This window comes from Reinekea marinisedimentorum (genome assembly GCF_004341165.1).
Lineage (GTDB): Bacteria > Pseudomonadota > Gammaproteobacteria > Pseudomonadales > Natronospirillaceae > Reinekea > Reinekea marinisedimentorum.
The window spans coordinates 25545-50251 of the sequence record NZ_SLZR01000019.1; the positions used below are offsets into that span (position 1 = coordinate 25545).

Annotated in this window: 28 protein-coding genes; 12 read left to right on the forward strand and 16 right to left on the reverse strand. The window is 51.8% G+C overall.

What is annotated here, in order from left to right; all coding sequences use genetic code 11:
* Nucleotides 1-113 precede the first annotated feature (113 nt).
* The 5 genes from rplU (at nt 114) to BCF53_RS16340 (ending at nt 3936) form a co-directional block, all read left to right on the forward strand.
* Nucleotides 114-425, forward strand: coding sequence for a 50S ribosomal protein L21 (gene rplU, locus BCF53_RS16320; protein ID WP_132703315.1), 312 nt, complete (start codon nt 114-116; stop codon nt 423-425).
* Nucleotides 426-438: 13 nt separating this feature from the next.
* On the forward strand, nt 439-693 hold the full coding sequence (rpmA, locus tag BCF53_RS16325; protein ID WP_132703317.1) for a 50S ribosomal protein L27: 255 nt from the start codon (nt 439-441) through the stop codon (nt 691-693).
* Nucleotides 694-879: 186 nt separating this feature from the next.
* Nucleotides 880-2079: an Obg family GTPase CgtA gene (gene cgtA, locus BCF53_RS16330; RefSeq protein ID WP_132703319.1), complete on the forward strand. Its 1200-nt coding sequence runs from the start codon at nt 880-882 to the stop codon at nt 2077-2079.
* Between the two features lie 105 nt (nt 2080-2184).
* The gene (gene proB / locus BCF53_RS16335; RefSeq protein ID WP_243645852.1) at nt 2185-3309 is read left to right on the forward strand and encodes a glutamate 5-kinase; all 1125 of its coding nucleotides are present in this window, start codon (nt 2185-2187) and stop codon (nt 3307-3309) included.
* Between the two features lie 39 nt (nt 3310-3348).
* Nucleotides 3349-3936 (forward strand): DNA-3-methyladenine glycosylase I, encoded by a 588-nt coding sequence (locus tag BCF53_RS16340; protein WP_132703321.1) that lies wholly within the window; start codon nt 3349-3351, stop codon nt 3934-3936.
* A 44-nt stretch (nt 3937-3980) separates the two neighbouring features.
* Here BCF53_RS16340 and BCF53_RS16345 read toward each other — a convergent pair whose 3' ends face one another.
* From BCF53_RS16345 to miaB, 4 genes are all read right to left on the reverse strand, one after another.
* A complete protein-coding gene (locus BCF53_RS16345; protein WP_132703323.1) occupies nt 3981-4838 on the reverse strand; it encodes an HlyC/CorC family transporter in 858 nt (285 codons plus the stop codon).
* A gap of 13 nt (nt 4839-4851) precedes the next feature.
* Complete coding sequence (ybeY, locus tag BCF53_RS16350) at nt 4852-5322, reverse strand: rRNA maturation RNase YbeY (RefSeq protein WP_132703325.1); 471 nt, start codon at nt 5320-5322, stop codon at nt 4852-4854.
* Nucleotides 5319-6329, reverse strand: a complete 1011-nt coding sequence (locus BCF53_RS16355; protein ID WP_243645853.1) for a PhoH family protein — start codon at nt 6327-6329, stop codon at nt 5319-5321. Before BCF53_RS16355 ends, ybeY begins: the two co-directional genes overlap by 4 nt.
* Before the next feature lie 128 nt (nt 6330-6457).
* Nucleotides 6458-7816, reverse strand: a complete 1359-nt coding sequence (miaB, locus tag BCF53_RS16360; protein WP_132703327.1) for a tRNA (N6-isopentenyl adenosine(37)-C2)-methylthiotransferase MiaB — start codon at nt 7814-7816, stop codon at nt 6458-6460.
* A 147-nt stretch (nt 7817-7963) separates the two neighbouring features.
* Here miaB and BCF53_RS16365 point away from each other — a divergent pair, with 147 nt between their 5' ends.
* From BCF53_RS16365 to BCF53_RS16385, 5 genes are all read left to right on the forward strand, one after another.
* A complete protein-coding gene (locus BCF53_RS16365; protein ID WP_132703329.1) occupies nt 7964-8290 on the forward strand; it encodes a DUF1820 family protein in 327 nt (108 codons plus the stop codon).
* A gap of 511 nt (nt 8291-8801) precedes the next feature.
* Nucleotides 8802-9617, forward strand: coding sequence for a glucosaminidase domain-containing protein (locus BCF53_RS16370; RefSeq protein ID WP_132703331.1), 816 nt, complete (start codon nt 8802-8804; stop codon nt 9615-9617).
* A 90-nt stretch (nt 9618-9707) separates the two neighbouring features.
* Nucleotides 9708-10319, forward strand: a complete 612-nt coding sequence (locus tag BCF53_RS16375) for a riboflavin synthase subunit alpha (RefSeq protein ID WP_132703333.1) — start codon at nt 9708-9710, stop codon at nt 10317-10319.
* Nucleotides 10319-10801, forward strand: coding sequence for a GNAT family N-acetyltransferase (locus tag BCF53_RS16380; RefSeq protein WP_207902761.1), 483 nt, complete (start codon nt 10319-10321; stop codon nt 10799-10801). The genes BCF53_RS16375 and BCF53_RS16380 overlap by 1 nt, the downstream gene beginning before the upstream one ends.
* A gap of 47 nt (nt 10802-10848) precedes the next feature.
* On the forward strand, nt 10849-13635 hold the full coding sequence (locus tag BCF53_RS16385) for an FAD-binding and (Fe-S)-binding domain-containing protein (RefSeq protein WP_132703335.1): 2787 nt from the start codon (nt 10849-10851) through the stop codon (nt 13633-13635).
* A gap of 21 nt (nt 13636-13656) precedes the next feature.
* Here BCF53_RS16385 and yjgA read toward each other — a convergent pair whose 3' ends face one another.
* The 12 genes from yjgA to BCF53_RS16445 all read right to left on the reverse strand — a co-directional run bounded on the left by yjgA (nt 13657) and on the right by BCF53_RS16445 (nt 23010).
* Nucleotides 13657-14184: a ribosome biogenesis factor YjgA gene (yjgA, locus tag BCF53_RS16390; protein WP_132703337.1), complete on the reverse strand. Its 528-nt coding sequence runs from the start codon at nt 14182-14184 to the stop codon at nt 13657-13659.
* Between the two features lie 11 nt (nt 14185-14195).
* Nucleotides 14196-15554: a magnesium transporter gene (gene mgtE, locus BCF53_RS16395; RefSeq protein WP_132703339.1), complete on the reverse strand. Its 1359-nt coding sequence runs from the start codon at nt 15552-15554 to the stop codon at nt 14196-14198.
* 32 nt (nt 15555-15586) lie between these two features.
* Nucleotides 15587-15856 (reverse strand): HPr family phosphocarrier protein, encoded by a 270-nt coding sequence (locus BCF53_RS16400; protein WP_132703341.1) that lies wholly within the window; start codon nt 15854-15856, stop codon nt 15587-15589.
* Nucleotides 15853-16725 carry an RNase adapter RapZ gene (gene rapZ / locus BCF53_RS16405; protein WP_132703343.1) on the reverse strand — a complete coding sequence of 291 codons (873 nt, stop codon included), beginning with the start codon at nt 16723-16725 and terminating at the stop codon, nt 15853-15855. The genes BCF53_RS16400 and rapZ overlap by 4 nt, the downstream gene beginning before the upstream one ends.
* A gap of 23 nt (nt 16726-16748) precedes the next feature.
* Nucleotides 16749-17201 carry a PTS sugar transporter subunit IIA gene (locus tag BCF53_RS16410; protein WP_132703345.1) on the reverse strand — a complete coding sequence of 151 codons (453 nt, stop codon included), beginning with the start codon at nt 17199-17201 and terminating at the stop codon, nt 16749-16751.
* 7 nt (nt 17202-17208) lie between these two features.
* Entirely contained in the window at nt 17209-17508 is a 300-nt protein-coding gene (hpf, locus tag BCF53_RS16415; protein ID WP_132703347.1) for a ribosome hibernation-promoting factor, HPF/YfiA family, read from the reverse strand.
* Nucleotides 17509-17692: 184 nt separating this feature from the next.
* On the reverse strand, nt 17693-19198 hold the full coding sequence (locus tag BCF53_RS16420) for an RNA polymerase factor sigma-54 (RefSeq protein ID WP_132703349.1): 1506 nt from the start codon (nt 19196-19198) through the stop codon (nt 17693-17695).
* 47 nt (nt 19199-19245) lie between these two features.
* Nucleotides 19246-19971 (reverse strand): LPS export ABC transporter ATP-binding protein, encoded by a 726-nt coding sequence (lptB, locus tag BCF53_RS16425; protein ID WP_132703351.1) that lies wholly within the window; start codon nt 19969-19971, stop codon nt 19246-19248.
* Nucleotides 19972-20499: a lipopolysaccharide transport periplasmic protein LptA gene (gene lptA, locus BCF53_RS16430; protein WP_132703353.1), complete on the reverse strand. Its 528-nt coding sequence runs from the start codon at nt 20497-20499 to the stop codon at nt 19972-19974.
* Complete coding sequence (lptC, locus tag BCF53_RS16435) at nt 20486-21049, reverse strand: LPS export ABC transporter periplasmic protein LptC (protein WP_132703355.1); 564 nt, start codon at nt 21047-21049, stop codon at nt 20486-20488. Before lptC ends, lptA begins: the two co-directional genes overlap by 14 nt.
* On the reverse strand, nt 21049-22014 hold the full coding sequence (locus tag BCF53_RS16440) for a KpsF/GutQ family sugar-phosphate isomerase (protein ID WP_132703357.1): 966 nt from the start codon (nt 22012-22014) through the stop codon (nt 21049-21051). Before BCF53_RS16440 ends, lptC begins: the two co-directional genes overlap by 1 nt.
* Nucleotides 22015-22044: 30 nt before the next feature.
* Nucleotides 22045-23010, reverse strand: coding sequence for a calcium/sodium antiporter (locus BCF53_RS16445; RefSeq protein ID WP_132703359.1), 966 nt, complete (start codon nt 23008-23010; stop codon nt 22045-22047).
* 167 nt (nt 23011-23177) lie between these two features.
* Between BCF53_RS16445 and BCF53_RS16450 the strand changes: the two genes are divergently transcribed.
* Together BCF53_RS16450 and murA are read left to right on the forward strand one after the other, a co-directional pair.
* Entirely contained in the window at nt 23178-23408 is a 231-nt protein-coding gene (locus tag BCF53_RS16450) for a BolA family protein (RefSeq protein ID WP_132703361.1), read from the forward strand.
* Between the two features lie 10 nt (nt 23409-23418).
* Nucleotides 23419-24681, forward strand: a complete 1263-nt coding sequence (murA, locus tag BCF53_RS16455) for a UDP-N-acetylglucosamine 1-carboxyvinyltransferase (protein WP_132703363.1) — start codon at nt 23419-23421, stop codon at nt 24679-24681.
* The last annotated feature ends 26 nt before the right edge of the window (nt 24682-24707 follow it).

Here is a 24707-nt window from a genome sequence, read left to right on the forward strand (position 1 = left end):
CGATCGAAGTGCATCATTCCCTGCCATAGGGTGCCAACAGCGTAGGCGTCGCCTTTAGAAGCAGGTAGAAATGAATATTACGGTCGGTTAATTATTTAATTTTGGAGAATTACATGTACGCTGTAATCGTATCTGGCGGTAAGCAATACCGCGTCAGCGAAGGCCAAACGGTCAAGCTGGAAAAAATTGAAGCTGAAACTGGTGCTTCAATTGATTTCGAAAAAGTATTATTAGTAGCAGATGGCGACAAGATCAATATCGGTCAGCCAACTGTTGCTGGTGCTAAAGTTACCGCTGAAATTGTTGCTCAGGGTCGTCACAAGAAAGTGAAAATCCTGAAGTTCAAGCGTCGTAAGCACCACATGAAGCAAATGGGCCACCGTCAGTGGTTCACTGAAGTTAAAATTACAGGCATTAGTGCATAACGGGAGATAAATCATGGCTCACAAGAAAGCTGGTGGTAGTACTCGCAACGGTCGTGACTCAGAAAGCAAACGTCTCGGCGTTAAAGCCTTTGGTGGTCAGACCGTTTCTGCAGGCTCTATTATTATTCGTCAACGTGGTACTCGTTTCCACGCTGGTGACAACGTAGGTATGGGCAAAGACCATACCCTGTTTGCGAAAGCAGATGGCAAGGTTGAATTCGTTGTAAAGGGTGCGGGCAACCGTAAGTACGTCAACATCGTTGCGTAATTAACACCCTGACCGAAAAGGCCTCGCTTTATAGCGGGGCTTTTTTGTTTCAGGTACTGGATAAATAAAACGTCTGTAAAGCAGACAGGCGGGCTATAGCTGGTGTTTTATTGAGCATCTCAAAAAAATACCAGCTATAGGCCGACAGACAGATAAACTTAGCGGATCAGGTAAAAGAGACAGAATATGAAGTTCGTAGATGAAGCAACAATCGCAGTTGAAGCAGGACACGGCGGCAAAGGCTGTTTGAGCTTTCGTCGCGAAAAATTCATTGCCAAAGGCGGCCCGGATGGTGGCGACGGTGGTTTTGGTGGCAGTGTTTGGGTGAGGGCAGATGAAAATGCCAACACGCTGATCGACTACCGCTACACCCGGCGCTACAAGGCCGAAAACGGCCAACAGGGTATGGGCTCTGATATGACCGGTCGCGGCGGTAAAGATATCTACCTGACCGTACCGGTGGGTACGACAGTGATTGATGTCGATACAGATGAAGTTCTGGTTGACCTCAACAAGCATGGTGATGAGTTTAAAGTAGCCGAGGGCGGAGCCCGTGGTCTGGGTAATACCCGCTTTAAATCCAGTACCAACCGCGCGCCACGTCAGACCACGCCGGGTAAAGAGGGCGAAAGCCGTAACCTGAAGTTTGAGCTGAAGGTTCTGGCCGATGTCGGTTTACTGGGGTTGCCGAATGCCGGCAAGTCTACCCTGATCCGTGCAGTCAGTGCCGCTAAGCCCAAGGTTGCAGACTATCCGTTTACCACCATGGTGCCTAATCTGGGCGTAGTGCGTGTTGATGAGATGCGTTCGTTTGTTATGGCTGATATTCCCGGCTTAATTGAAGGCGCCTCTGAAGGTGCCGGCCTGGGTATCCGCTTCCTTAAGCACCTGGTGCGTACCCGTGTGCTGCTGCATGTTGTCGATATGTTCCCGTTTGATGAAACAACACCGGCGGATAATGCGCTGGCGATTGCCAATGAGCTGGAAGCCTTCAGCCCGACGCTGGCCGAGCGTGAGCGCTGGCTGGTGCTGAACAAGATTGACCTGGTGCCGGAAGAAGAGCGCCAGCAGCGTATCGACTCCGTGATTGAGGCGTTGAACTGGCAGGGCCCGGTGCATGTTATTTCCGCCATGTCGCGTCAGGGCACTGCGGAACTGGCCGCTGACCTGATGACCTGGCTGGAAGATCGCAACGCCGCGCTGAAGGAAGACCCTGAGCTGGCTGAAGAAGATGAAGCCTTGCGTCAGCAGGTGGAATTTGAAGCCCGTGAGCGCATTGAGATGCTGGCCGCAGAGCGCAAGGCTGCTCGCGCCAAAGCCAAGGCTGATCAGGAAGATGATGATGACGATGACGACCACGATATGGAAATCATCTATCAACCTTAAATGGTGAATTTTTAGAAAAGCCTCAACCAGTAATGCTTGAGGCTTTTTTATTGCTGTCCGGTTTCTTATAAAATCCCGGTTACGAATTGAATTGAAGGAAAGACATTGGAACGCGCGCGCTTATCACTGACAAAGGGTCAACGTTGGGTCGTAAAAATAGGTTCTGCACTGCTGACGAATGATGGTGCAGGTCTGGATGTAAAGCGGATCCAGGGCTGGGTACAGCAGATGGCCGAGCTGAAGCAGGCAGGTGTTGATATTATTCTGGTCTCATCCGGTGCGGTTGCGGCCGGTATGACGCGGCTTGGCTGGTCTGAGCGCCCGGACAGTATGGAGCTGTTGCAGGCTGCCGCTGCCGTTGGGCAAACCAAGCTGGTACAAACCTATGAAGATCTGTTCCAGCCATTTGGTCTGCATACGGCACAAGTCTTGTTAACCCATGAAGATCTTTCAGACCGTAAGCGCTACCTGAACGGCCGTAATACCTTGCGTGCGCTGCAGGAAATGCCGGTCATTCCGATTGTGAACGAAAACGATACCGTGGTGACCGATGAAATCCGCTTTGGTGATAACGATACCTTGGGCGCTCTGGTGGCCAATCTGGTTGAAGCTGATGCCCTGATTCTGCTCACCGACCAGGATGGGCTGTACGATGCCGATCCGCGTTCAAACCCTGATGCGCAGTTAATTGCGACGGCCAAATCGAATGACCCCCGGTTGGTATCTGTTGCCGGCGGTGGCGGTAAGCTGGGTCGTGGCGGTATGGCGACTAAGATCCGCGCGGCCCGTTTGGCTTCCCGCTCCGGTACCGTTACCGTGATTGCCGGTGGCCGTATTGAAAATGTCTTGTCACGGCTGCGGGCTGGCGAACAGGTGGGCACGCATCTGGTGCCGGATATGGAGCCAATTACCGCACGCAAGCAATGGCTGGCCGGGCACCTGCAAATGAAGGGTGAGCTGGTGATTGATGCCGGTGCCAGCAAGGCGTTGCTGAATAAGGGTAAAAGCCTGTTGCCGGTTGGCGTTAAAGCCGTATCCGGGCGCTTCCAGCGCGGAGAGTGTGTCGCCGTGGTGGATGAATCTGGCCGTGTGATTGCTCGTGGTCTGGCCAATTACAGCGCGCTGGAGGCTTCGAAGATCTGCGGCCGCAACACCCAGCAGATTCAGCAGGTACTGGGCTATATCAGTGAACCTGAGCTGATCCACCGTGATAATCTGGTGGTTCTCTGAACGGGCGTTTGCCGGTTACCAACCTCTGAGGTGTTTGTTATGAAGCGATGTGGCTGGTGTGGTGAAGACGCTCAGTATCAGCGCTATCACGATACTGTTTGGGGTCGCCCTGAGCGTTGTGGTCGTGAACTGTTCAAGAAGCTGTGTCTCGATGGTCAGCAGGCCGGACTCAGCTGGATCACCATTCTGCGTAAGCAGGAGGCCTATGAGCGGGCGTTCTTTGATTTCGACCCGGAACAGATGGCGCTGATGACCGAGGCTGATATTGAGCAGCAAATGCAGAATACCGCCATTGTGCGTAACCGCCTTAAAATAGAGTCCCTTATTCGCAATGCCCGGGCCTATCTGAATTATGAACAGCAGGGCGATTTTGCTGAATTTATCTGGTCGTTTGTGGGTGGTGCGCCGATTGTGAATCACTGGCAGAGCCTGTCGGATGTGCCGGCACAGACGGCGGAGAGCGTGGCGATGTCTAAGGCTCTGAAGAAGCTTGGTTTTAATTTTGTGGGGCCAACCATCTGTTATGCGTTCATGCAGGCCTGTGGTCTGGTTATCGATCACCTGACGGATTGCAGCAGTTATACCGACTGTAAGCAGCTGGCGCAGGGTTTTAGCTTAACGGATTAAGGGGCAGGCAAAGACGCGCCTGACCGGCGCGTCGATAGGTTTTATCAGCTGACAAACCGGACTTCAAAAGAGCGAACCCGGCGGTTGTCTGCCGTGGTGACGCGTACTTCCAAAGCGCCAATCTGAATGGTGTCGTCCCGCTTGGGAACACGCCCGAAATGGTGCATCACGATACCGCCGATGGTGTCGAACTCTTCGTCGCTGAAATCGGTCGCAAAGTGGTCGTTAAAGTCGTCAATCGGGGTGAGCGCCTGCACGACGTAAGAGCCGTTACCGGTAGAGGAAATGTTGGTGATGGTTTCATCGTCGTGTTCGTCTTCGATTTCGCCGACAATTTCTTCCAGTACGTCTTCAATGGTCACCAAGCCGGAAATGCCGCGGTATTCATCAACGACAATGGCCATGTGATTGCGGTTCATGCGGAAATCGCGCAGCAGTACGTTAACCCGCTTGCTTTCAGGCACAAAGGTTACGTTGCGGATGATCTCTTTCACATGCCTTTGCATGGCTTCTTCGTTGAAGTCGTGCTTCAGCGTCAGGGCCAGCATGTCTTTTGCTAATAATACGCCGACGACCTCGTCCGGGCTTTCACCGAGCACGGGAAAGCGGGAATGGCCGGATTCAACGACTTTAGTAGCCCACTGCTTAACACTTTCATCGTGCTCAAGGCAGGCCATTTGTGAGCGCGGAATCATAATGTCCCGCACGTGGAGGTCAGAAACATTCATTGCGCCGTGAATAATGCGCAGTGAATCATCGTCAAGAATCTTATTTTGATGTGCTTCCTGGATGATCGCGAGCAGATCTTCTCTGTCTTTCGGCTCCCCGGTAAAAGCGTCTCCCAGTCGTTCAAGAAATGTCTTTTTACCGGGGTTTCTACTACTCGGTCGTTCGTCACTCATTGTGGTTGTGTCCTCAGTGGTCAGTTAAATATGGATCCGGAATGGCCAGTGTTGCCAGAATTTCCCGTTCCAGTTGTTCCATAATTACGGCTTCTTCATCGGTCAGGTGGTCATACCCCAACAGGTGCAGTGTGCCGTGAATTACCATATGAGCCCAGTGGTTTTCTTCGGGCTTATCTTGTTGTTGTGCTTCTTGCTGGATTATGGGGGCACAAATTACTAAATCACCCAGCAAATGGTTAATTTCTGATTCCGGAATGCCCGGAGGTGCTTCAAAGGGGAAAGACAGCACGTTGGTTGGCTTGTCTTTGCCGCGGTATTGCGCGTTCAGTTCCTGGCTTTCCGGTGCATCGACCAGACGAATGCTGACTTCTGCTTCGCTGCGGCGACCTTCAAGTGCCGCGCTGAGCCAGCGGGAAAACGCCGACTCGGCCGGCGTAGAAAAATTTTCTGCAGCGTTCTGCAGATCAAGTGTTATGTTCATTCCTGCTCTTTTGATTCGTAGGCATCGACAATGCGTTGCACCAGTGGGTGACGCACCACGTCCGCGGAGTCAAAATGGGTGAAGCTGATGCCGGGAACATCGGCGAGGACTTCCAGGGCATGGCGTAAACCGGATGACTGGCCGCGCGGCAGGTCGATCTGGGTTGGGTCGCCGGTAATAACAGCGGTCGAACCAAAGCCGATGCGGGTCAGGAACATCTTCATCTGTTCCCGGGTGGTGTTCTGGCTTTCATCCAGAATGATGAAGGAATGGCTGAGCGTTCGGCCACGCATGTACGCCAGCGGCGCTACTTCGATGACATTGCGTTCAATCAGCCGGTCGACCTTTTCAAAGCCGAGCATGTCGTAAAGCGCATCGTAAAGCGGGCGCAGGTACGGGTCGACTTTCTGGCTCAGATCGCCGGGCAGGAAGCCGAGCTTTTCACCGGCTTCGACTGCAGGTCGAACCAGCAGAATTCTGCGTACTTCATCCTGTTGCAGGGCCTGAACAGCGCAGGCCACCGCCAGATAGGTTTTACCGGTACCGGCCGGGCCTACCCCGAAATTAATGTCGTGGTTGAGTACATTATGAACATAACGCTTCTGGTTGCCGCCACGCGGACGAACGACCAGCTTAGGCGTGTGCACAACATAGAGTTTGTCGTCATGCATCTTCGGCGCAGGGCTGCTCTGGCGCAGGCTGTTGGTCTCAGAGGGCTGCAGGCTCAGATGGATGGCATCCGGCGTTAAATCGCGGCTGCCTCTGGTTTCCTGGTACAGCTGCTTCAACGCTGTTTCCGCGATGGCAATTTGCTCGGGTTCGCCCCGCACTTCAAACTGATTGCCCCGGTTATGAATGCGCACATCGAGCCGCTCGGCAATCATTTTCAGATTGTCGTTGGCCAGGCCGCACAGGGATGCAAGGCGTTGTGGGTGATCGGGTTCTAATGCGAATTTTACTGAGGAGACAATGGCGCCGGGCCTGTCTTCGACCGAAGGGTTGTTCAAATGGGGTAGTTCCTTAGATGTTTGACTCAAGAATACCCAGCATAGATGTCATGTCAAAAAGTCTTTTAGTAAAACTGGTCGATTTTCAGACAAAACAGCTATAACCGGGTGCTTCGTAGCGTTAAACCTTAATAAGCCAGGTCCGCGTTGATAATTTCACCGCGCAGGCTGTTGGCGTAGGCATCGGTGATGCGTACCTGTACAAACTTGCCGATCAGCTCGTCATCATCGCAGGTGAAGTAGGTGTTGCGGTTGTTTTCGGTACGACCATAAAGATCTTCAACATCGCGCTCGCTGCGGCCTGCCACCAGAACAATCTGGGTGGTACCCACCATGCGTCGGGCAATCTGCGCTGCCTGCTGGTTAATGCGCTGTTGCAGGATGCTCAGGCGCTGCTTTTTGGTGTCTTCGGGCAGATCACACTCGTATTCCGCCGCCGGAGTGCCCGGACGTGCGCTGAATATGAAGCTGAATGAGTGATCGAAGCCAATACGCTGAATCAGGTTCATGGTGTCTTCAAAATCCTGATCTGTTTCGCCGGGGAAGCCCACAATAAAATCGGAAGAGAAGCTGATATCCGGGCGGTTGGCGCGGATGCGCTCCATCTTTTCAATGTACTCTTCAACCTTATGGCCGCGCTTCATCGCTGCCAGAATGGTGTCAGAGCCGCTCTGTACCGGCAGGTGCAGGTGACTGACCAGCTCAGGGACTTCTTTGTAGATGTCGATCATGCTGTCGGTATATTCAACCGGGTGACTGGTGGTGAAGCGGATGCGGTCAATGCCATCAATGTGAGAGGACAGGGTAATCAGCTCTGCCAGATCGGCGATGCTGCCGTCGTGTTTTTCACCACGGTAAGCGTTGACGTTCTGCCCCAGGAAGTTAATTTCCCGAACGCCCTGTTCAGCCAGGTGCATGACCTCGGCCAGTACATCATCGAATGGTCGGCTGACTTCTTCGCCACGCGTATAAGGCACAACACAGTAAGTGCAGTATTTTGAGCAGCCTTCCATAACGGAAACGAAGGCTGAGATGCCATCACTTGAGGGTGCTGGCAGGTGATCAAACTTTTCGATCTCAGGGAAGGTGATGTCGACCATAGCAATGCGGCCATTTTTGGGGGCTGCGGCATCGGTTGCATCAATCATCTTAGGCAAACGGTGTAGGGTTTGCGGGCCGAAGATCAGGTCAACATAGGGGGCTCGCTTAGAGATAGCTTCGCCTTCCTGTGAAGCTACGCAGCCGCCGACACCGATCTTAAGGTCAGGATTCTTGTCTTTCAGTGATTTCCAGCGGCCCAGTTGATGGAACACCTTTTCCTGAGCTTTTTCACGAATGGAGCAGGTATTCAGCAGAATGACATCTGCTTCATTCTCATCATTCGTCAGCACATAACCATGGCTGTCATTCAGTAAGTCGCCCATGCGTGATGAGTCGTACTCGTTCATTTGGCAACCGTGAGTTTTGATAAAGAGTTTTTTGGTCATTGCTACTTTTAGGGTCTGAAAATATGAAGGCGCGAAATTATACCTGCGGCTGGGTAAATTCCAAACAAACTCTGTAAATATCGGTTTTAGTGTGTAGACTTACGCCGGAATTTTTGACCCCCAGTAACAGGTAGCACGCTAAAGTTTATGAAGCCAAAGAAGTCTATTTATCGCGTTATTTTTGTGAATCAGGAAAAACTGTACGAAATATACTGCAGCCAGGTTTTTCAAAGTGATATGTACGGGTTCATTGAGGTTGAAGAGCTGATTTTTGGTGAACGCAGTCAGCTGTTGGTCGACCCGGGTGAGGAGCGGCTGCAGAGCGAATTCGCCGGAGTGAAGCGTTCCTATATCCCTATGCCTTCAATCGTCCGGATTGATGAGGTTGAGAAGGAAGGGACGCCCAAAGTAACTGACTCTAAAGGATCCAATATTTCAGCCTTTCCTGGCGCTATGCCCAAGAAAACTGACTAGTCAAAACCCTATATCCGGGCCCTGAAACCTCAGGGCCACAGCTTTTTACGGCAGGCTGCTGTTTAGAAACCGCATTCAACACGTCAGCGTAACGGTTCGTTATCGTAAAAAAGTAGGGTTAAATATCGCTGCAGGCCTCGATTTTAGCGGTGTATCTGCCAGCTCACCGTTCTGGAACTATATGATGAATGGAGAATCCAACCCCTCGGGCTATAATTACTGGTGAATTCAGTTGTTATTCAGCCGATAGACCTAATGTATACAGACGTTAGTTAATCGAGATTTGGAGGTGACGTATGGTTATTGCGATTTTGGCCATTTGTGCTGGGGTGCTGTTAGCCTATTCACAGCAAAGCAACCAGGCTGCCAAGCCGGTGCCCATTAAAATTGAACGCGACGAAGACAAGCGCCGTTAATACATAATCTGTAGCTGCTCATAGGGTGGTTGATTGAGATTTGAGCAGCTTTGCTTATAATCGCGCGCCCTTTGTCTAATGAGTGAAGCGCTACAGTGAAACTTTCCTTATTGAATATTCTTGTTGTTGCCGGTCTGGCTGTGAGCCCTTTGCAGGCGCTGGCAAACAATTCTGATTCGGCAGAGCCTGTCATGGCTGCCGAAACCGTTGAGCTGCCTGAAATGGCGGCCATTGAGAATGTTCAGGAAAAGAAAGAAACCTTTTTCGCCTTCCTGGACCCGATTGTTGCCTCTGTTAATGAGCGTATTCAGGCCGAGCGAGCCTGGCTTAAGGTAGTCGAGCAAAAATTTAAGCGCAACGAAGTGCTCGACTACTGGCAGCAGTCTTTGCTGAACGAGCTGCTTGCCTACTACAAGGTCGACGAGCCAGCCGGATCATCAGCCTCCTTTGCAGAGCTCTACCGAAAGGTAGACACCATCCCCGCGTCACTGGTTTTGGCGCAGGCTGCTAACGAGAGCGCCTGGGGAACCAGCCGCTTTGCCGTGGAGGGCAATAACCTGTTCGGTCAGTGGTGCTTTGTGAAGGGGTGTGGCCTGGTGCCGTCCGGCCGTGCAACAGATGCTTCTCATGAGGTGAGGGTGTTCGATTCAGTCACCGAGTCTGTAGAGGGTTATTTCCGTAACCTGAATACCCACGATCAATACGCATCATTGCGCTCTATCCGCGCGGAATTGCGCAGGTTAACGATTCCGCTGGACAGTACATACTTAGCCTGGGGTCTGGAAGGCTACAGCAGCCGGGGTGAGCACTATATTCAGGAGTTGATCGATATGATCCAGTTTAATCGGCTGCAAACCTACGATCAGCCCGCTTTTTATGCGTTTAACGGTGTTTCTGTTCAGTTCGATTAAGTCTCTGCCGTATAAATAGCTATTTCCGGATTGGTAAATCCTTTCTGTTTCGAGTAAAACAGTGTCTCTTTTACCTGTTTGGAGTGCATTGTGTTTACCGGAATAGTTCAGAATAAAGCGAACGTTCGAGTTGAGCGATCAGAAAACCAGTTAAAAACCTTTTCAATTGAACTGACGGAAAAGCAGGAAGACGGCCTTTCCATTGGTGGCAGTATTGCTCTGAATGGCGTCTGTTTAACGGTGACTAAGGTTGAGAACTCACGCGCTTTTTTCGATGTCATGATGGAAACTCTGCGTGCAACCAACCTTGGTCAGCTGCAGGATGGTGACGCGGTAAACGTTGAGCGGGCAGCTAAGTTCGGTGATGACATTGGCGGTCATGCGGTTTCCGGCCATGTTTCATCCACCGTGAAGGTTGTTGAGATTCAGAAGCCGGAAAACAACTGCATTATCTGGTTTGAAATCTCCCCTGAGCAGCGTAAGTACCTGTTCAACAAGGGCTTTGTTAGCCTGAATGGCTGCAGTCTGACCATTGGTGAGGTTGAAGATGATCGCTTCAACATCTATCTGATCCCGGAAACATTAGCGGTAACTACCTTTGGCGAAATGGCCATTGGAACAGCGGTTAACATTGAATACGATGCCAATACTCAGGCCATTGTCGATACCCTGACCCGGATGAAGCAAGAGGGTGCGCTCTAGTGGATTTGCGTCAACCCAGCAGTGAGTTGATATTCCGGTGTGTACCGTTTGATCAGCTTGATAACCACACACTCTATGACTTATTGGCGTTAAGAACCGCAGTGTTCAGCGTTGAGCAGAATTGCGCTTATCAGGATATGGACGGTAAGGATGCGCTGGCTTGGCATCTGCTGGCTTACATCGATGGTGTCCTGGTGGGTGTAGCCAGACTGCTGATGCCCGGTGAATCTTATCCGAACGCCAGTTCCATCGGCCGGATTGCCTGCCATATCGACTATCGCGAACTGGGTGTCGGTAGAAAACTGATGGCCGAAGCCGTGCGCCTGAATGAAAAGCTGTTCCCAGGTTTTGCCATTACCATTGGTGCGCAACGCTATCTGACCCAGTTTTATAGCAAGTTCGGGTTTGAGCAGATGGGTGACGCTTATCTTGAAGATGGCATCGTTCACGTCACCATGACCCGCGAGCCTATCGATAACTGAGAATAACAATTAACGTAACCTAGCCTTTAGAGATAGCAAAAATCCGTATGAGCTTTGAGTCATTTGTCAGCAGTGTGCAGCAGCTTTTGCCCGCCGAACGCATCATTACCGATGATTTCCGCTGCTTTGCCTTAGGCGGTGACGCCAGCTGCTCGGCATTAAAGCCTAGGGCGGTATTACGCATTAACTCCGAGTTTGAGATGTCTGCGGTCATGCGGCTGGCTCGCACGCATCAGGTTTCGCTAACCTTTCGGGGTGCCGGAACCAGCCTTTCCGGTCAGGCAACCGGCGGTTCGGTGCTGATACAGCTGACGTCGGCCTGGAATGGTCACAAGGTGGAGCCGCTCGGCGAGCGGGTTCATTTGCAACCGGCGGTAACCTGTAACGAGGTGAATCGCCTGCTGGCGCCTTATGGCCGGAAGCTGGCGATGCGTGTTGAGCCACCGGCGATTGCTACGGTGGGTGGTCTGGTGGCAAACGGTGCCCTGGAAATACAGGGTGCCAGGTTGATTCTGGCTGATGGCTCCGTTGTTGATTCCAGAGATGAACAGAGCGTTGCTGATTTTCGTCTTTCGCAGGCAGAGTTGTTAGCGCAGCTGGCCGAACTGCGTCGCGAGATTGTGGCCGATGCGGAATTGGTTCAGGAAATTCAATCTGATTCTGCGCAACAGAGCAGGGCGGGTTACCGGCTCCAGGCTTTTATAGCGTATGAAGACCCGCTGGAGATTCTGTTTCAGCTGATCGCCGGCTCTGAGGGTACTTTGGGCTTTATTTCGGAGGTTGCCGTTGCAACGGTTGATTTGCCGAGGCATCAGGCTGCTGTTATCGCCGGCTTCAACCTCAAGACTGATTACCTCAACCTGGTTGGCTCCTTACAGGGCTTTGATCTTCAGCGTGCTGAAATGATTGATGCTTCGGCCATTCCAGCCTTTAAGCCGCAGCACGAGCTGCCGGTATTTGCTCAGCAGTTGAACGCCGACGGATGCCTGGCGTTTCTGGAGTTCCGGGCAGATACGGCACAGGCACTGCAAAGCGATATTGATCGGTTCACTGCCTGGCTTGCTGATTCTGATTGTGTCGGTTTTAGCGAGTTCTATCAGGGTGCGTCGGGCATCAGCCAGTGTCATTCGCTGGCGAGCTCGTTGGTGAACTCTGTTGTTGCTCAGCGCATGGCAGGCACTACCCCGATTTACCAAAGCTATGCTGTGCCTGATACCGACTTTGAGCCGGCTTTCATGCAGATAAAACAATGGCTGACCGAGTTCTGCTGCGCAGGCTCTTTAGCCTGGGGTGATGTAACGACCGGCCGAATAGGCTTTGTGGTCTGCCCATCGTTTTCCTCAGAGGCTGATAGTGAGTCCTTTGTACAGTTTCGGCAGCAGGTCGTTGCTCTGGTTCAGGCGGCCGGAGGGTGTTTGGCCGCAGACTATGGCGTTGGACGCCTAAATGCGGTGGCTATGCAGGGGATTGCCAGCAATAAAAAGAACTCGCTGCTGCGAGCGCTCAAATCGCTGTTGGACCCTGACTGTATTCTCAACCCGGGTGTGATTCTGGAGGACGAAGGTCAGCCCTTTCAGGTCAGCTTCAAGGCGACACCGGTGGTCAACGCGAAAATCGATGCCTGTACCGGCTGTGGTCTTTGTGAGTCGGTTTGTGTCGGCCGAGGGCTGGAATTTAGCGCACGCCAGAAAATTGCCGTCTATCGCGAGATCGAAACCAGAAAGGAGCAGAAGCGGGAGCTACCGAAGTACTGGGAAGATCAGTTCAAAACACTCGCACTGGACAGCTGCGTCACCACCGGTTTGTGTCAGCAGGTTTGCCCGATGGGCATCAATACTGGCCAGTTGGTTGTGTCACTGCGGGCAATCCACAACTACCGCTACCAGCGATTAGCCTGGGGTTGCGCCCGTCACTTTGCGGCGCTGTCCAGCTGGGCTCGGGGGAGTTTGCAGCTGTTAACCAGCCTGCAGCGATTGTTTGGTGCCGAGCGGGTTGAGGCGTTTTCCCGCCGCATCCGGCGTTTAACCGGTGACCGCACCCCCTTGCTTTTGTCGACGACGCCGGGCAGATCCCGCCCGGTCTATGCCCGTAACGAGCTGATCAACCTGGGTAAGGAAAACACCGTAGTCTATTGGCCGTCCTGTATCAGTCAGACGTTCGGTAAAGCATTGGCGGATGACCGCGAGAATATTCCCGCTGTTGTGCAGCGGGTGCTGAAAAAGGCTGATCTTAATGTGGTACACCCGCAGCCGACGCGAGGTTTGTGTTGCGGGCAAACGCTGGCTAAAAAAGGCTTTGAGGCAGCCGGTGAGCATATGCTAGAGGAGTTGATTGCGGCGCTGTGGGATATCTCCAGTGCCGGTCGATACCCTGTACTGGCCGACACCAGTGCCTGTTCGCTGCGGGTAAAGCAGCGGGCGCTGGAGCGGGGCATTCACCTGTACGACAGCAGTGAATTCATCGATAAATTTTTGCTTAATCGCTTAAAGTTGAACCCGGAAGAGCAACAGGTTGCCGTGCATGTTACCTGCAGTACACGCAAGCTACAGGCGGAAGCCAGCTTTTATCGGGTTCTGAACCGCTTAGCCCCAAGATGGGTTGAGCCTGAAGGTATCGATTGCTGCGGTTATTCCAATGAAAAAGGCTTTGTCTACCCCGAACTCAGTGAGCAGGCGCTAAAGGGCTTACCGGCTGAGCTGAAGGGCTGCGTCTATGGTGTATCCAACAGCCGCACCTGCGAGATAGGTCTGAGTCGCCACAGTGGCCTCACCTATTATTCGTTATTTGAGTTGCTAGACAGGCATTCAGAGGCGTTATCCGAAGCACATCGCTGAGCCTCGGATAACCGAGTGGGGCTACGCCAGAAGGGTATCTTTGATCATCGCTAACAGCTTTTTGGTGTTTTTACCGGCTTTCAGCGGTGCACTTTCATCGTCCGGCTGTTCTTTTTGGGCGGCCCGGACCAGAGCCCGCAGTTGCTGACGGTCTGTCTCCGGGTGCTCATCAATCCATTTGGCAACCGTATCTGAAGATTTCAGCATCTGCAGGCGCCACTGTTCGGCCTGGTTCTGAATGCGTTGATAATAGTCAGATGACGGGTCGAGCTTATCCAGGCAAAGCTGAATGGCATCGACATCGAGTGAGCGGATCAGCTTGCCAATGTACTGCAGGTGGCGGCGCATAGCCTCATGGCTTTTGATGCGTTTGCTCTCTTCAATAGCAGCAAGCATTTCATCGTTCAGCGGAAAGTCTGCTAAGTCGCTTGCTTTAACGTTAAGAAGCTTTTCACCTAACTCCTGAAGCTTATGCATATCGCGCTTCATTTCAGATTTGCTGACCCAGATGATTTCATCATCATCCTGGTCGAAATTGGGGTCTTTCATATCTAATTGCCTTACAGTAAAAACGCGGTTGCCAGACCAAGAAAGGTCAGGAAACCAAATACATCAGTCAGTGTAGTTAAAATAACGCTGCCGGATAATGCCGGATCAATTTTAGCGGACTTCAATATAAAGGGCAGAAGTGTTCCGGAAAGTACTGCGAGGCATATATTTACCAGAATGGCCGCCGCAATGACGAGCGCAAGCGAAAAGCTATGATACCAGATGACGGTGATGGAGCCGATGACTATTGCCCATAAGCTGCCGTTTATCAGGCCAACCCCAAGTTCACGCAGGATCATCCAGCTTAGATTGGAGCGTGTCACGTGGCCGGTAGCCATGCCGCGGATGATCAGTGTCAGTGTTTGGCTGCCGGCAATGCCGCCCATACTGGCAACCACCGGGCTGAGTACCGCCAGTGCCACGATTTCGGCAATCGACGCTTCAAAGCGGCTCATCACGGCGGCAGCAATGAAGGCGGTTGCCATGTTGATGCCGAGCCAGACAGCGCGGTCCTGGCTGCTTTTGATGGCCGGGGCGAAGACATCGTCTTCCTCATCGAGACCGGCCATACCCAGAATGCTGTGGTCGGCATTCTCAATGATGACGTCAACGACATCATCAATGGTGATACGGCCAATCAGAATGCCTTCGCCGTTGACGACCGGCGCGGAGATTAAATCCTGGCGTTCGAAGATCTGAGCAACATGCTCTTCATCGGCATAGGCATCAATGGCCTTGATGGTGGTGCTCATAATGTCGGCGATGGTGACATCCGCTGCGGTAGTCAGCAGCCTGGGCAGCGCCAGTGAGCCCTTGTAGTGAGAGTCCCTGTCCGTGACCCAAAGCATATCGAGGGAGTCTGGCAGCTCAAGCTTTCGGAGGTAGCGCAAAACGGTTTCGACCGTGACATCGGCGCGGATTGCCACCACATCAGTATTCATCAGGCCGCCGGCGGTGTCTTCCGGATAGACCAGCAGGCCTTCCACTTCGGAGCGGTCATCAGAGGGCATCAGCTGCAGAACGCGGTTGGAAACCTCCGGTGGCATCTGCTGCAGCATGTCGGCCAGGTCATCGCTTTCGATATCCTGGGTTGTTTCAACGATCTCTTCGGCCGACATCTTGCCAAGCAGTGCTTGCCGGATTTCATCGTTCAGATAGGAAAGAACGTCGCCCTGATGGATTTCATCAATGAAGCTCCACAGGAACATGCGAACCTTTGATGGGGTTGATTCCAGCAGGTGCGCCAGATCGACAACAGACAGTTCTTCGTTAAAGAGCCGATCTATCGGGACAAAGTTGCCACTGTCGAGCGCCTGCTGGACGATGGACTTATATTTATCAAATTCTGTTTCGTCGAATACTGTTTGCATCGGTTTTCCTTGCACTAACAAGGCGTCAGCTACTACTCATCTTCGTCGAACCGATTACTGATAAGCGTTTTTATGCCTTCCCAGGCACTGGCTTCGTCGGTGCCTTCGATCGTGAATGTCAGTTCAGTGCCTTTGGAAGCGGCTAGCATCATAACGGCCATAATGCTTTTGGCATCGGCCTGACGGCCTTCTTTGGCAACCTGAATGGTACTGGCATAGTGAGAGGCAGTGCCGACCAGCTTGGCAGCTGCGCGTGCATGTAATCCCAATTTATTGATGATGGTGATGTTTTCCTTTATCACGCGGAATCCTGCCCTAAGTCTCGATGCCTGATCTGTGTTGATGAATAGTGTTTGCTGAAGTCAGCATGCAGTCTTTCGGTCAGATAAACCGAGCGGTGCTGGCCACCTGTGCAGCCAATGGCCACCGTAAGATAACTGCGCTGATTTTTTTCGTATTCGGGTAGCCAGCGTGCCATGAAGTCATGAATATCCTGATACATGTCGTTCACGGTCTGTTCTTTCTGCAGGAACTCCTGCACCGGTTTATCTTTACCGGTGAACTTACGCAGGCTTTTATCCCAGTAAGGGTTGGGCAGGCAGCGCACATCGAATACCAGGTCGGTATCACGCGGCAGGCCGTGCTTGAAGCCAAAGCTCATGAACTGCAGTGCCAGGCCATTGGAGCGCTGAATCAACTTTTGTTTAATTTCTGTACGCAGGTCCTGCACCGAAAGAGAGCTGGTATCCAGCCTTAGGGTGGCGCAGGTGGCAATGGGCGCCAGCAGCTTTGTTTCGCTCTGAATCGCTTCTGCCAGTGACTGGTGGCTGTCGGTTAGCGGGTGTTTGCGGCGGGTTGCACTGAAGCGCTGCAACAGAATGGCGTCTTCAGCATCGAGGTACAGAACCTCGGCTTTAACGGTATCGCTGATATTTTCAAGAATTTCCGGCAGCGTGGCGATGCTGTCGGTGGCAATGCGGGCATCAATGCAGACGGCGGCCTGATTGCTGCTGGCCGACTGCTGCATCCACTTGACCAGCTCTGGAAGCATGGCCGGCGGGAGATTGTCGATGCAGTTAAAGCCCGCGTCTTCCAAAGTGTTAAGTACTGTCGATTTTCCGGACCCCGAGCGCCCGCTGATCACTATTAACCGAAAGTTTTTGGAAGTCATGATGTTCTCAGCCGTATGGTTGATTAGTTACCAATAAATAGATTGTACAGTTCTGTAGGTGTTTTGCAGTTCCTGATTTTAGTCAGATTTGCAGGGTCGTTAACCTGTTCAACAACGCTGGCCAAAAGTTGAAGGTGTTCGTCAGTGGCCTCTGAAGGGACAATTAAGGCAAAGATCAGATCAACTGGCGACTTATCGATAGAATCAAAATCGACCGGTTCCGGTATCTTTACCAGCGCGGCAATGGGCTCTTCAAGGCCCTCCAGGCGGCAATGAGGCACGGCAACGCCAGAGCCTATGCCAGTGCTGCCCAATCGCTCGCGTGCGATGAGCTGGTCAAAAAGTTCAAGGTCTGAAATGTTGTCGAGCGTCTGTGAAAGACGCTCGGCTAAAGTTTGAAGGATTCTTTTTTTGCTGGCGCCGAAGCTTTCCATGTAGGTCTGCTCGGCGCTTAGCACCTGACTCAATTGAATCATGGGGTTATTAATTTCCCTGTTTGTGCGCGACGTTTTTCTCTTTGCGCTTAATCAGTTGACGATCCAGTTTATCGTTCATCAGGTCAATAGCTGCATACAAGTCTTCATGTACTGCATCGGCATGAACCTGACCGCCTTTAATATTCACAGAGGCCTCTGCTTTCTGTCTTTCTTTTTCGACACTAAGTGTTACCTGAACGTTACCTATCTGATCAAAGTGTCTCTGGAGTTTTTCTAGCTTGGTAGATACATAGTTGTGGAGGGACTCTGTGACTTCAACGTGGTGACCGCTGATATTAACTTGCATAGGCTGCTCCTTTTGCAGTTTTTCTGCTGACTGACCGTTGCCGGCCAGTACTATTAAGGTGGTGAACCAGTTCACCACCCGGGCTGATGGATCTAATCAGCCGTTGATAAAACTGTCGATTACTTAGTTATAAATATTGCCGTTGCTGAGCAAAACTTCAAGGAGTCAGATGAAATTTTTTAATTTATATCAAACTCTTACGCTCATTTGAGGGAGGCAGGTTCATTGCTTCCCGGTATTTGGCAATGGTTCTTCGGGCTACCTTAATGCCCTGCTCACCGAGCAGGTTGGCGATCTTTGAGTCACTCAGCGGCTTGCGCGGGTTTTCTGCCGCAATGAGTTTTTTGATCAGTGCCCGAATGGCGGTACTGGAGCATTCACCGCCGGAATCTGTGCTTACATGGCTGCTGAAGAAGTACTTCAGCTCGAATATACCGCGCGGGGTGTGCATATATTTTTGCGTGGTCACCCGGGAAATGGTCGATTCATGCATGCTCACGGCTTCAGCAATGTCGTGCAGAACCAGTGGTTTCATTGCCTCCTCACCGTATTCAAGAAAGCCACGCTGATGCTCAACGATGGTGGTGGCTACCTTCAGCAGGGTCTCGTTGCGGCTTTGCAGGCTCTTGATAAACCATTTTGCTTCCTGCAGATGGTCTTTCAGGTAGGTGTTGTCAGAAGAGTTGTCGGCTCTTTTCACCATCGACGCATAGGAGGAGTTAACCTTCAGTTTTGGCGCAATATCCGGGTTCAGTTCAACCAGCCAGCGGTTATTCTTAATGTCTTTGGTGACAATAACGTCCGGAATAACGTATTCGGATTTGCTGGTTTCAATTGTGTTGCCCGGATGCGGGTTCAGGGTTTGAATCAGCAGGAAAACTTCGCGTAGCTCGGGTTCTTTGATTCGGGCCTTACGCATGAGCTGGGCGAAATCTTTGGTGCCCAGCAGCTCAATGTGGTTTTCAACGATCTTGACGGCGGTATCCCTGAACGGGGTCTCAGCCGGCAGTTGTCTTAATTGAATGGACAGGCAGTCTGCCAGATCGGCGGCACAAACGCCCGGTGGGTCAAACTGCTGCAAACGGTGCAGAACGGCGTTCAACTCGTCGGCTTCCAGCTCATCGTCTTCGGTCGACAGCTCTTCTTTCAGGCCGTCGTAGATGTCTTCGATGGTGCTCGATAAATAACCCTTTTCATCGACGCTTTCCAGAATGGCTTCGGCGATGACGCGGTCTTTATCAGACATCGGGGTCAGATTCAGTTGCCAGTTCAGGTGATCGATCAAGGAATCGGTCGTACCGTAGATGTTTTCCAGGTTGTAGTCATCATCGGCGGAGGGCAGGCCGTGGCTGGTCGGTGTGTGAGTGTAGATGTCATCCCAGGAGCTATCGACTGCAAGGTCGTCCGGAATGGTTTCCTGTACCGAAAGCTCTTTGGTGGCGTCGTCCGATTGACTGGACGTGCCTGGCCCATCCTGTTCAGTCTTATGGGTTTCTGTTGACTGTTGTTGCGCATCAGCAGAGGGGGTTGGCTCATCTTCCTTAACTTCAAGCATTGGATTGGTATCCAGTGCCTGCTGAATTTCCTGTTGCAGATCCAGCGTGGAAAGCTGGAGTAACTTAATAGCCTGCTGTAGCTGAGGAGTCATCGTCAGCTGCTGGCTCATTTTAAGTTGTAAGGATGTTTTCATATTTAATTAATACTCACCAGTTGCGGATGCGCGATCCACTCATATCTTCATAGTTTGAAGTTATCGCCTAAATATACCTCACGTACAGTTTTGTTGCTGAGAACTTCTTCAGCTGTGCCGTGCGCAATGATATGGCCATTGCCGACAATGTACGCTTTCTCGCAGATATCCAGGGTTTCCCGGACGTTGTGGTCGGTTATTAAAACGGCGATGCCTCGTTTTTGCAGGTGATAGATGATCTCTTTAATGTCACCTACTGAAATTGGATCGACACCGGCAAAGGGTTCGTCCAACAGAATAACTTTAGGCTCTGTTGCCAGGGCCCGGGCTATCTCGACCCGCCGGCGTTCACCGCCGGAAAGGGCCATGCCCAGGCTTTTTCGAATATGGGTAACGTGGAACTCTTGCAGTAAGTTTTCCAGCTGTTCTTTCTGCTGGGCCTTGTTCAGGTCTTTTCGGGTTTGCAGTACGGCCAGTATATTATCTTCAACGGAAAGCTTTCGGAATATGGAGGCTTCCTGTGGAAGATAACCTATGCCTTTTTTTGCCCGTGCGTGCATCGGCAGTTTGGATATGGCCTGGCCGTCAATGGTTACGGTGCCCTTATCCAGCGGTACCAGGCCGACGATCATATAGAAGCAGGTTGTCTTACCTGCACCATTCGGGCCCAGCAATCCGACAATCTGGGCTTCTTCAACGGCAATGCTGACGTCCATTACGACCGGGCGCTTCTTGTAGCTTTTTGCCAGATTATTTGCTTCGAGCAGTGCCATTTAATCTACCGTACCTGGTTGCAATAACAGTTCTGCCTGGCCCTGGCTGTTGTCTCCGGACAGTGCGCGGGCTGAATAGATCACCATTTGACCAGAGAGCGTGTCGTATTCAATTTTTTCGCCTCGGGCCTCGTTACCCGATTGCGTGATCTGGGAGTTGCCCAGCGTCACAATCAGGTTCTGCTGTGGGTAATATTCAACAGTATCACCGGTAACTTCAACTTCGTCTGCATCCAGTTCTGGTATGTCGGTAAATTGAGCGGGCTTACCAATGGCCTTCATGTAGGTCAGGTCGTTGGTTTCCGGGTCGGTAATGATAGTGACCTGATCGGCAAGAATCTGCAGCTTGCCCTGATTAATGACAACATTGCCGGTCAGTACACTGGTTCCGGTATTGGTATCCAGGGTATTGGTGTCGGCTTTACCGGTAATGGGTAAGTTCCTGTCTTCCGGTAGTGCGAATGTCAGGCTGCTGTGCAGTAAAGCGGCTACAACTACAGGCTTTACAAGGTGCTTAAATGGGGTCATAGAAAAATGTCACCTCATTCTCAAGATGAATAATCGGGCTTATTGTATCAAGATTTACGTTCATACCTACGGCGTTAATAATTTGCTTGCCCTGGGTAATCTCAACAGGTTTATCCGTGGTGACCAGATTGCCTTGCTCGGTCACCTTCATATATTCGCTTTTTACAATCGATGCTGGCGTGGTATTCAGTTGGGTGACAACAACATCGGTAAAGAACTCAATGTCCTCGTTGTCATAAACCACGGCGTTGCGGGCGGTTATCTTCCAGTCATTTTCCTGATCTTTCAGCAGTGTCACAACCGGAGCGGTGAGGATGCTTTTTCCTGAATCGTTATAGGTGGCAACAGAGCTGGCCAGTACCTTAAGGGTAGGCACTCCGGTCGCCGAGTAACGGGTGAGGTCCATGTCTGTCATGTAGACATCCGGAATTTCCTCGGGAAGTTCGAGCGCAGATTCAACCGCAGGGCCGCGGTTGCTGTTCAGCCAGATGAAGGCAGCCCCGACAATTGTTATGACCGCAACTATTAAATACTTGCGCAGGAATTCCATCAGGCAACGCCGGCTTTCAATATGTCATGCATGTGAAGGACGCCGGTAACTTTGCCTGCATCAACAACGACCAGGGAAGTAATTTTCTTTTCTTCCATAATAAACAGCGCCTGAGTGGCCAGTTGTGCAGAGCCGATGGTGCGGGGGCTGGTATGCATCACTTCGCTGATATGAGTGGTTTTGAAGTTGACGTCTTTATCGATGGCGCGGCGCAGGTCGCCATCCGTGAATACGCCCAGTAGCTGGTCGTTATTCTGGACAGTCACCATGCCGAGGCTCTTCTGGGTCATTTCCAGTAAGGCTTCAGAGATCATGGTGTCTGCGCTGACCACCGGAATGCGGTCACCGCTGTGCATGATGTCTTCGACCTTCAGCAATAGCTTGCGGCCCAGGCTGCCGCCCGGATGAGAAAAAGCAAACTGTTCGGCGGTAAAACCACGTGATTCCAGCAGTGCGATTGCCAGGGCATCGCCCATGACCAGCGCAGCCGTAGTGGAAGAGGTTGGTGCCAGGTTCAGCGGGCAGGCTTCCTGCTCGACGCCACAATAGAGGTGAACATCAGAGGACTGTGCCAGCGTGCTTTCCGGATTCCCGGACATGCCGATCAATTTTGCACCCAGCCGTTTAATCAACGGCAGCAGGGTGATAAGTTCGGGAACTTCTCCGGAATTTGATAATGCGATAACAACGTCATCCCCGGTAATCATGCCCATATCACCGTGACTGGCTTCGCCGGGGTGAACTGCAAACGCCGGGGTGCCGGTGCTGGCCAGAGTAGCAGCCAGTTTATTGCCGATATGGCCGGATTTGCCCATGCCGGTAACAACTACGCGGCCTTTACAGCTGAGGATCAATGCGCAGGCTTTTTCGAATTGATCATCGAGTTTTTCAGCCAGTGTAGTGAGCGCTTTTATTTCAAGCTTGAAGGTGCGCTTTGCAATATCGAGGACATTGGTATCGGTCATAGTTCTCTATCAGGTCGTTTGTTGAACACATTACAACGAAGTTGCTGCCTGATATGCAAGGTAGCCGTAAGCGGCGTACATTACAACAAATATCGTGCCAATTACTCTTCCTAAAGACTTTCCTCGCTTGCCCTGTACAACCAGCAGAATGAACAGCAGTGCGCTGATCGCGAGCATGAAGCTGTAATCGCGGTGCAGCAGTTCGGCTCCGAACTGCGAAGGAGCAACCAGTGCAGGAACGGCGATCACCGCCAGCATATTAAAGATGTTGGAGCCCAGAATGTTACCGATAGCGATATCGTGATGCTTTTTAATTGCGCTCATGGCAGAGGCGGCAAGCTCGGGCAGGCTGGTGCCGATGGCAATGATCGTAGCGCCAATGATGGCATCGCTGATGCCGTAGGTTGTAGCGATGCCAACAGCACCCCAAACCAGCATGCGGGCGCTGCCGACCAAGACGACCAGGCCGAGTACAAACCAGCCAAGCGCCACCGGTGTCGACATGTCGTTCGGGATTTCATCGTCGAACTCGTCTTTTTCTTCATCAGAATATTGGTTCTGAAAGTAAATCCAAGCCAGGAAGCCGGTCAGGGCGGCCAGGAGCAGCAGGCCTTCGTATATTTCCAGCTGCAGGTTAATCAGGATAAGGCCGACACCAAGCGTGACCAGCAGCATGATCAGGTTTTCATTGGTGATCAGTCGTTTGCTGATCGGAATGGGCGCGATTAAGGCCGTTGCCCCGAGCACCAGGCCGATGTTAGCTATGTTAGAGCCAATGGCATTGCCCATGGCCATATCCACGCGGCCTTCAATAGACATGAGCGTGGCAGCGATGATTTCAGGGGCGGAGGTTCCCAGAGAGACAATCGTGACACCAATAATAATGTGAGGTACGCCGAAATTGTTGGCGATGGCGGCGCTGCCAGCAACAAAGCGGTCTGCACTGAGTACCAGAAATACCAAGCCAACAATAATTGCCAATGAGAACAGGAGCATTTTTAAGCCTTATTTATATTTATGGAAAATGGCGCATTTAACTTATTTTGTCTGACAATTGCAATGGTTCAGGGCAAGGGGGCAGTTCTTAGTCGGATAGCCTTTCCGATTGAGCCCCAGTTTGCGTATAATCTCCGCCCTTTTTTAATGCATTGTTGAGAACCCCTATGACTGCTGAAGACCTGAAAAAACTAGTTGAGGCCAATTTTGCAAATGCTGCCGTTGAAGTGAGCGGTGAAGGTGCAAATTTTACTGTGAATATTGTCTCCGATGCATTTGAATCCAAAAGACCCGTTCAGCGGCAGCAAATGGTCTATGCCGTACTGAATGAATTTATCGCTTCAGGCGAGATTCACGCAGTGACGATGAATCTTAAAACCCAAACTGAAGCGGCCTGAGGAAAACTCGTTGGATAAACTATTAATTACAGGCGGTGCGACACTCAATGGTGAGGTTCGTATCTCCGGCGCTAAAAATGCTGCCCTGCCTATTCTGGCGGCTGCCCTGCTGACCAAAGAACCGGTAACCATCAGTAATCTGCCGCATTTGAACGACATTACCACCATGATCAGCCTGTTGGGCTCTATGGGTGTGTCGGTTGTACTGAATGAAGACATGAGTGTCGAAATCTGTACCGAAACCATTACCGAGCTGGAAGCCCCGTATGAGCTGGTTAAAACCATGCGCGCTTCGATCGTTGTGCTCGGGCCTTTACTGGCGCACTTCGGTAAAGCCCGCGTGTCGTTGCCCGGTGGCTGTGCGATTGGCAGTCGTCCGGTCGATCTGCATATCAAAGGTATGGAAGCGTTGGGCGCCAAGGTTGAAGTGGAAGGCGGCTATATCAACGCCTCTGTTGACGGTCGCTTAAAGGGTGCTTCTATATTTTTCGATAAGGTAACCGTACTCGGCACTGAAAACGTGATGATGGCGGCTGTGCTGGCGGAAGGTAAAACCGTTCTGGAAAACGCCGCAAAAGAACCTGAAGTCGTTGATCTGGCCAACTGCCTGATCGCCATGGGTGCCAAAATTCAGGGCGTAGGTACCGATACTATTACCATTGAAGGTGTTGAGGCCTTACATGGTTGTCATCACCCGGTAATTCCTGACCGTATTGAGGCCGGTACTTATCTGGTGGCCGGTGCCGTTGCCGGTGGCAAGGTGCGTATTAAAGAAGCGATACCAGAGCATCTGGAAGCGGTGGTAACCAAGCTGAAAGAAGCCGGGGGTATCGTTACGCAGGGTGATGACTGGATTGAGATCGATATGAATGGTCAAACCCTGAAGGCTGTGGATATTCGTACCGCGCCTTATCCGGCGTTCCCGACCGATATGCAAGCGCAGTTTACCCTGCTTAATGCGGTTGCCCGTGGTACAGGTACCGTCGAAGAAACGGTATTTGAAAACCGCTTTATGCATATCAATGAGCTCGAGCGCATGGGTGCCAAGGCTAAAATCAAGGGGAATACGGTGGTCATCGAAGGGCAGGAAACCCTTAAGGGTGCCCCCGTTATGGCGACAGACCTGCGGGCTTCCGCTTCTCTGGTGCTGGCTGGTCTGGTCGCTGAAGGTGAAACGCTGGTTGACCGCATTTACCATCTGGACCGCGGCTATGAGTGCATCGAAGAAAAGATGGCTATGCTGGGTGCCACTATTCGCCGGGTTACTAACTGATTCGTTAATTTTGAGGGCCTCAGCGG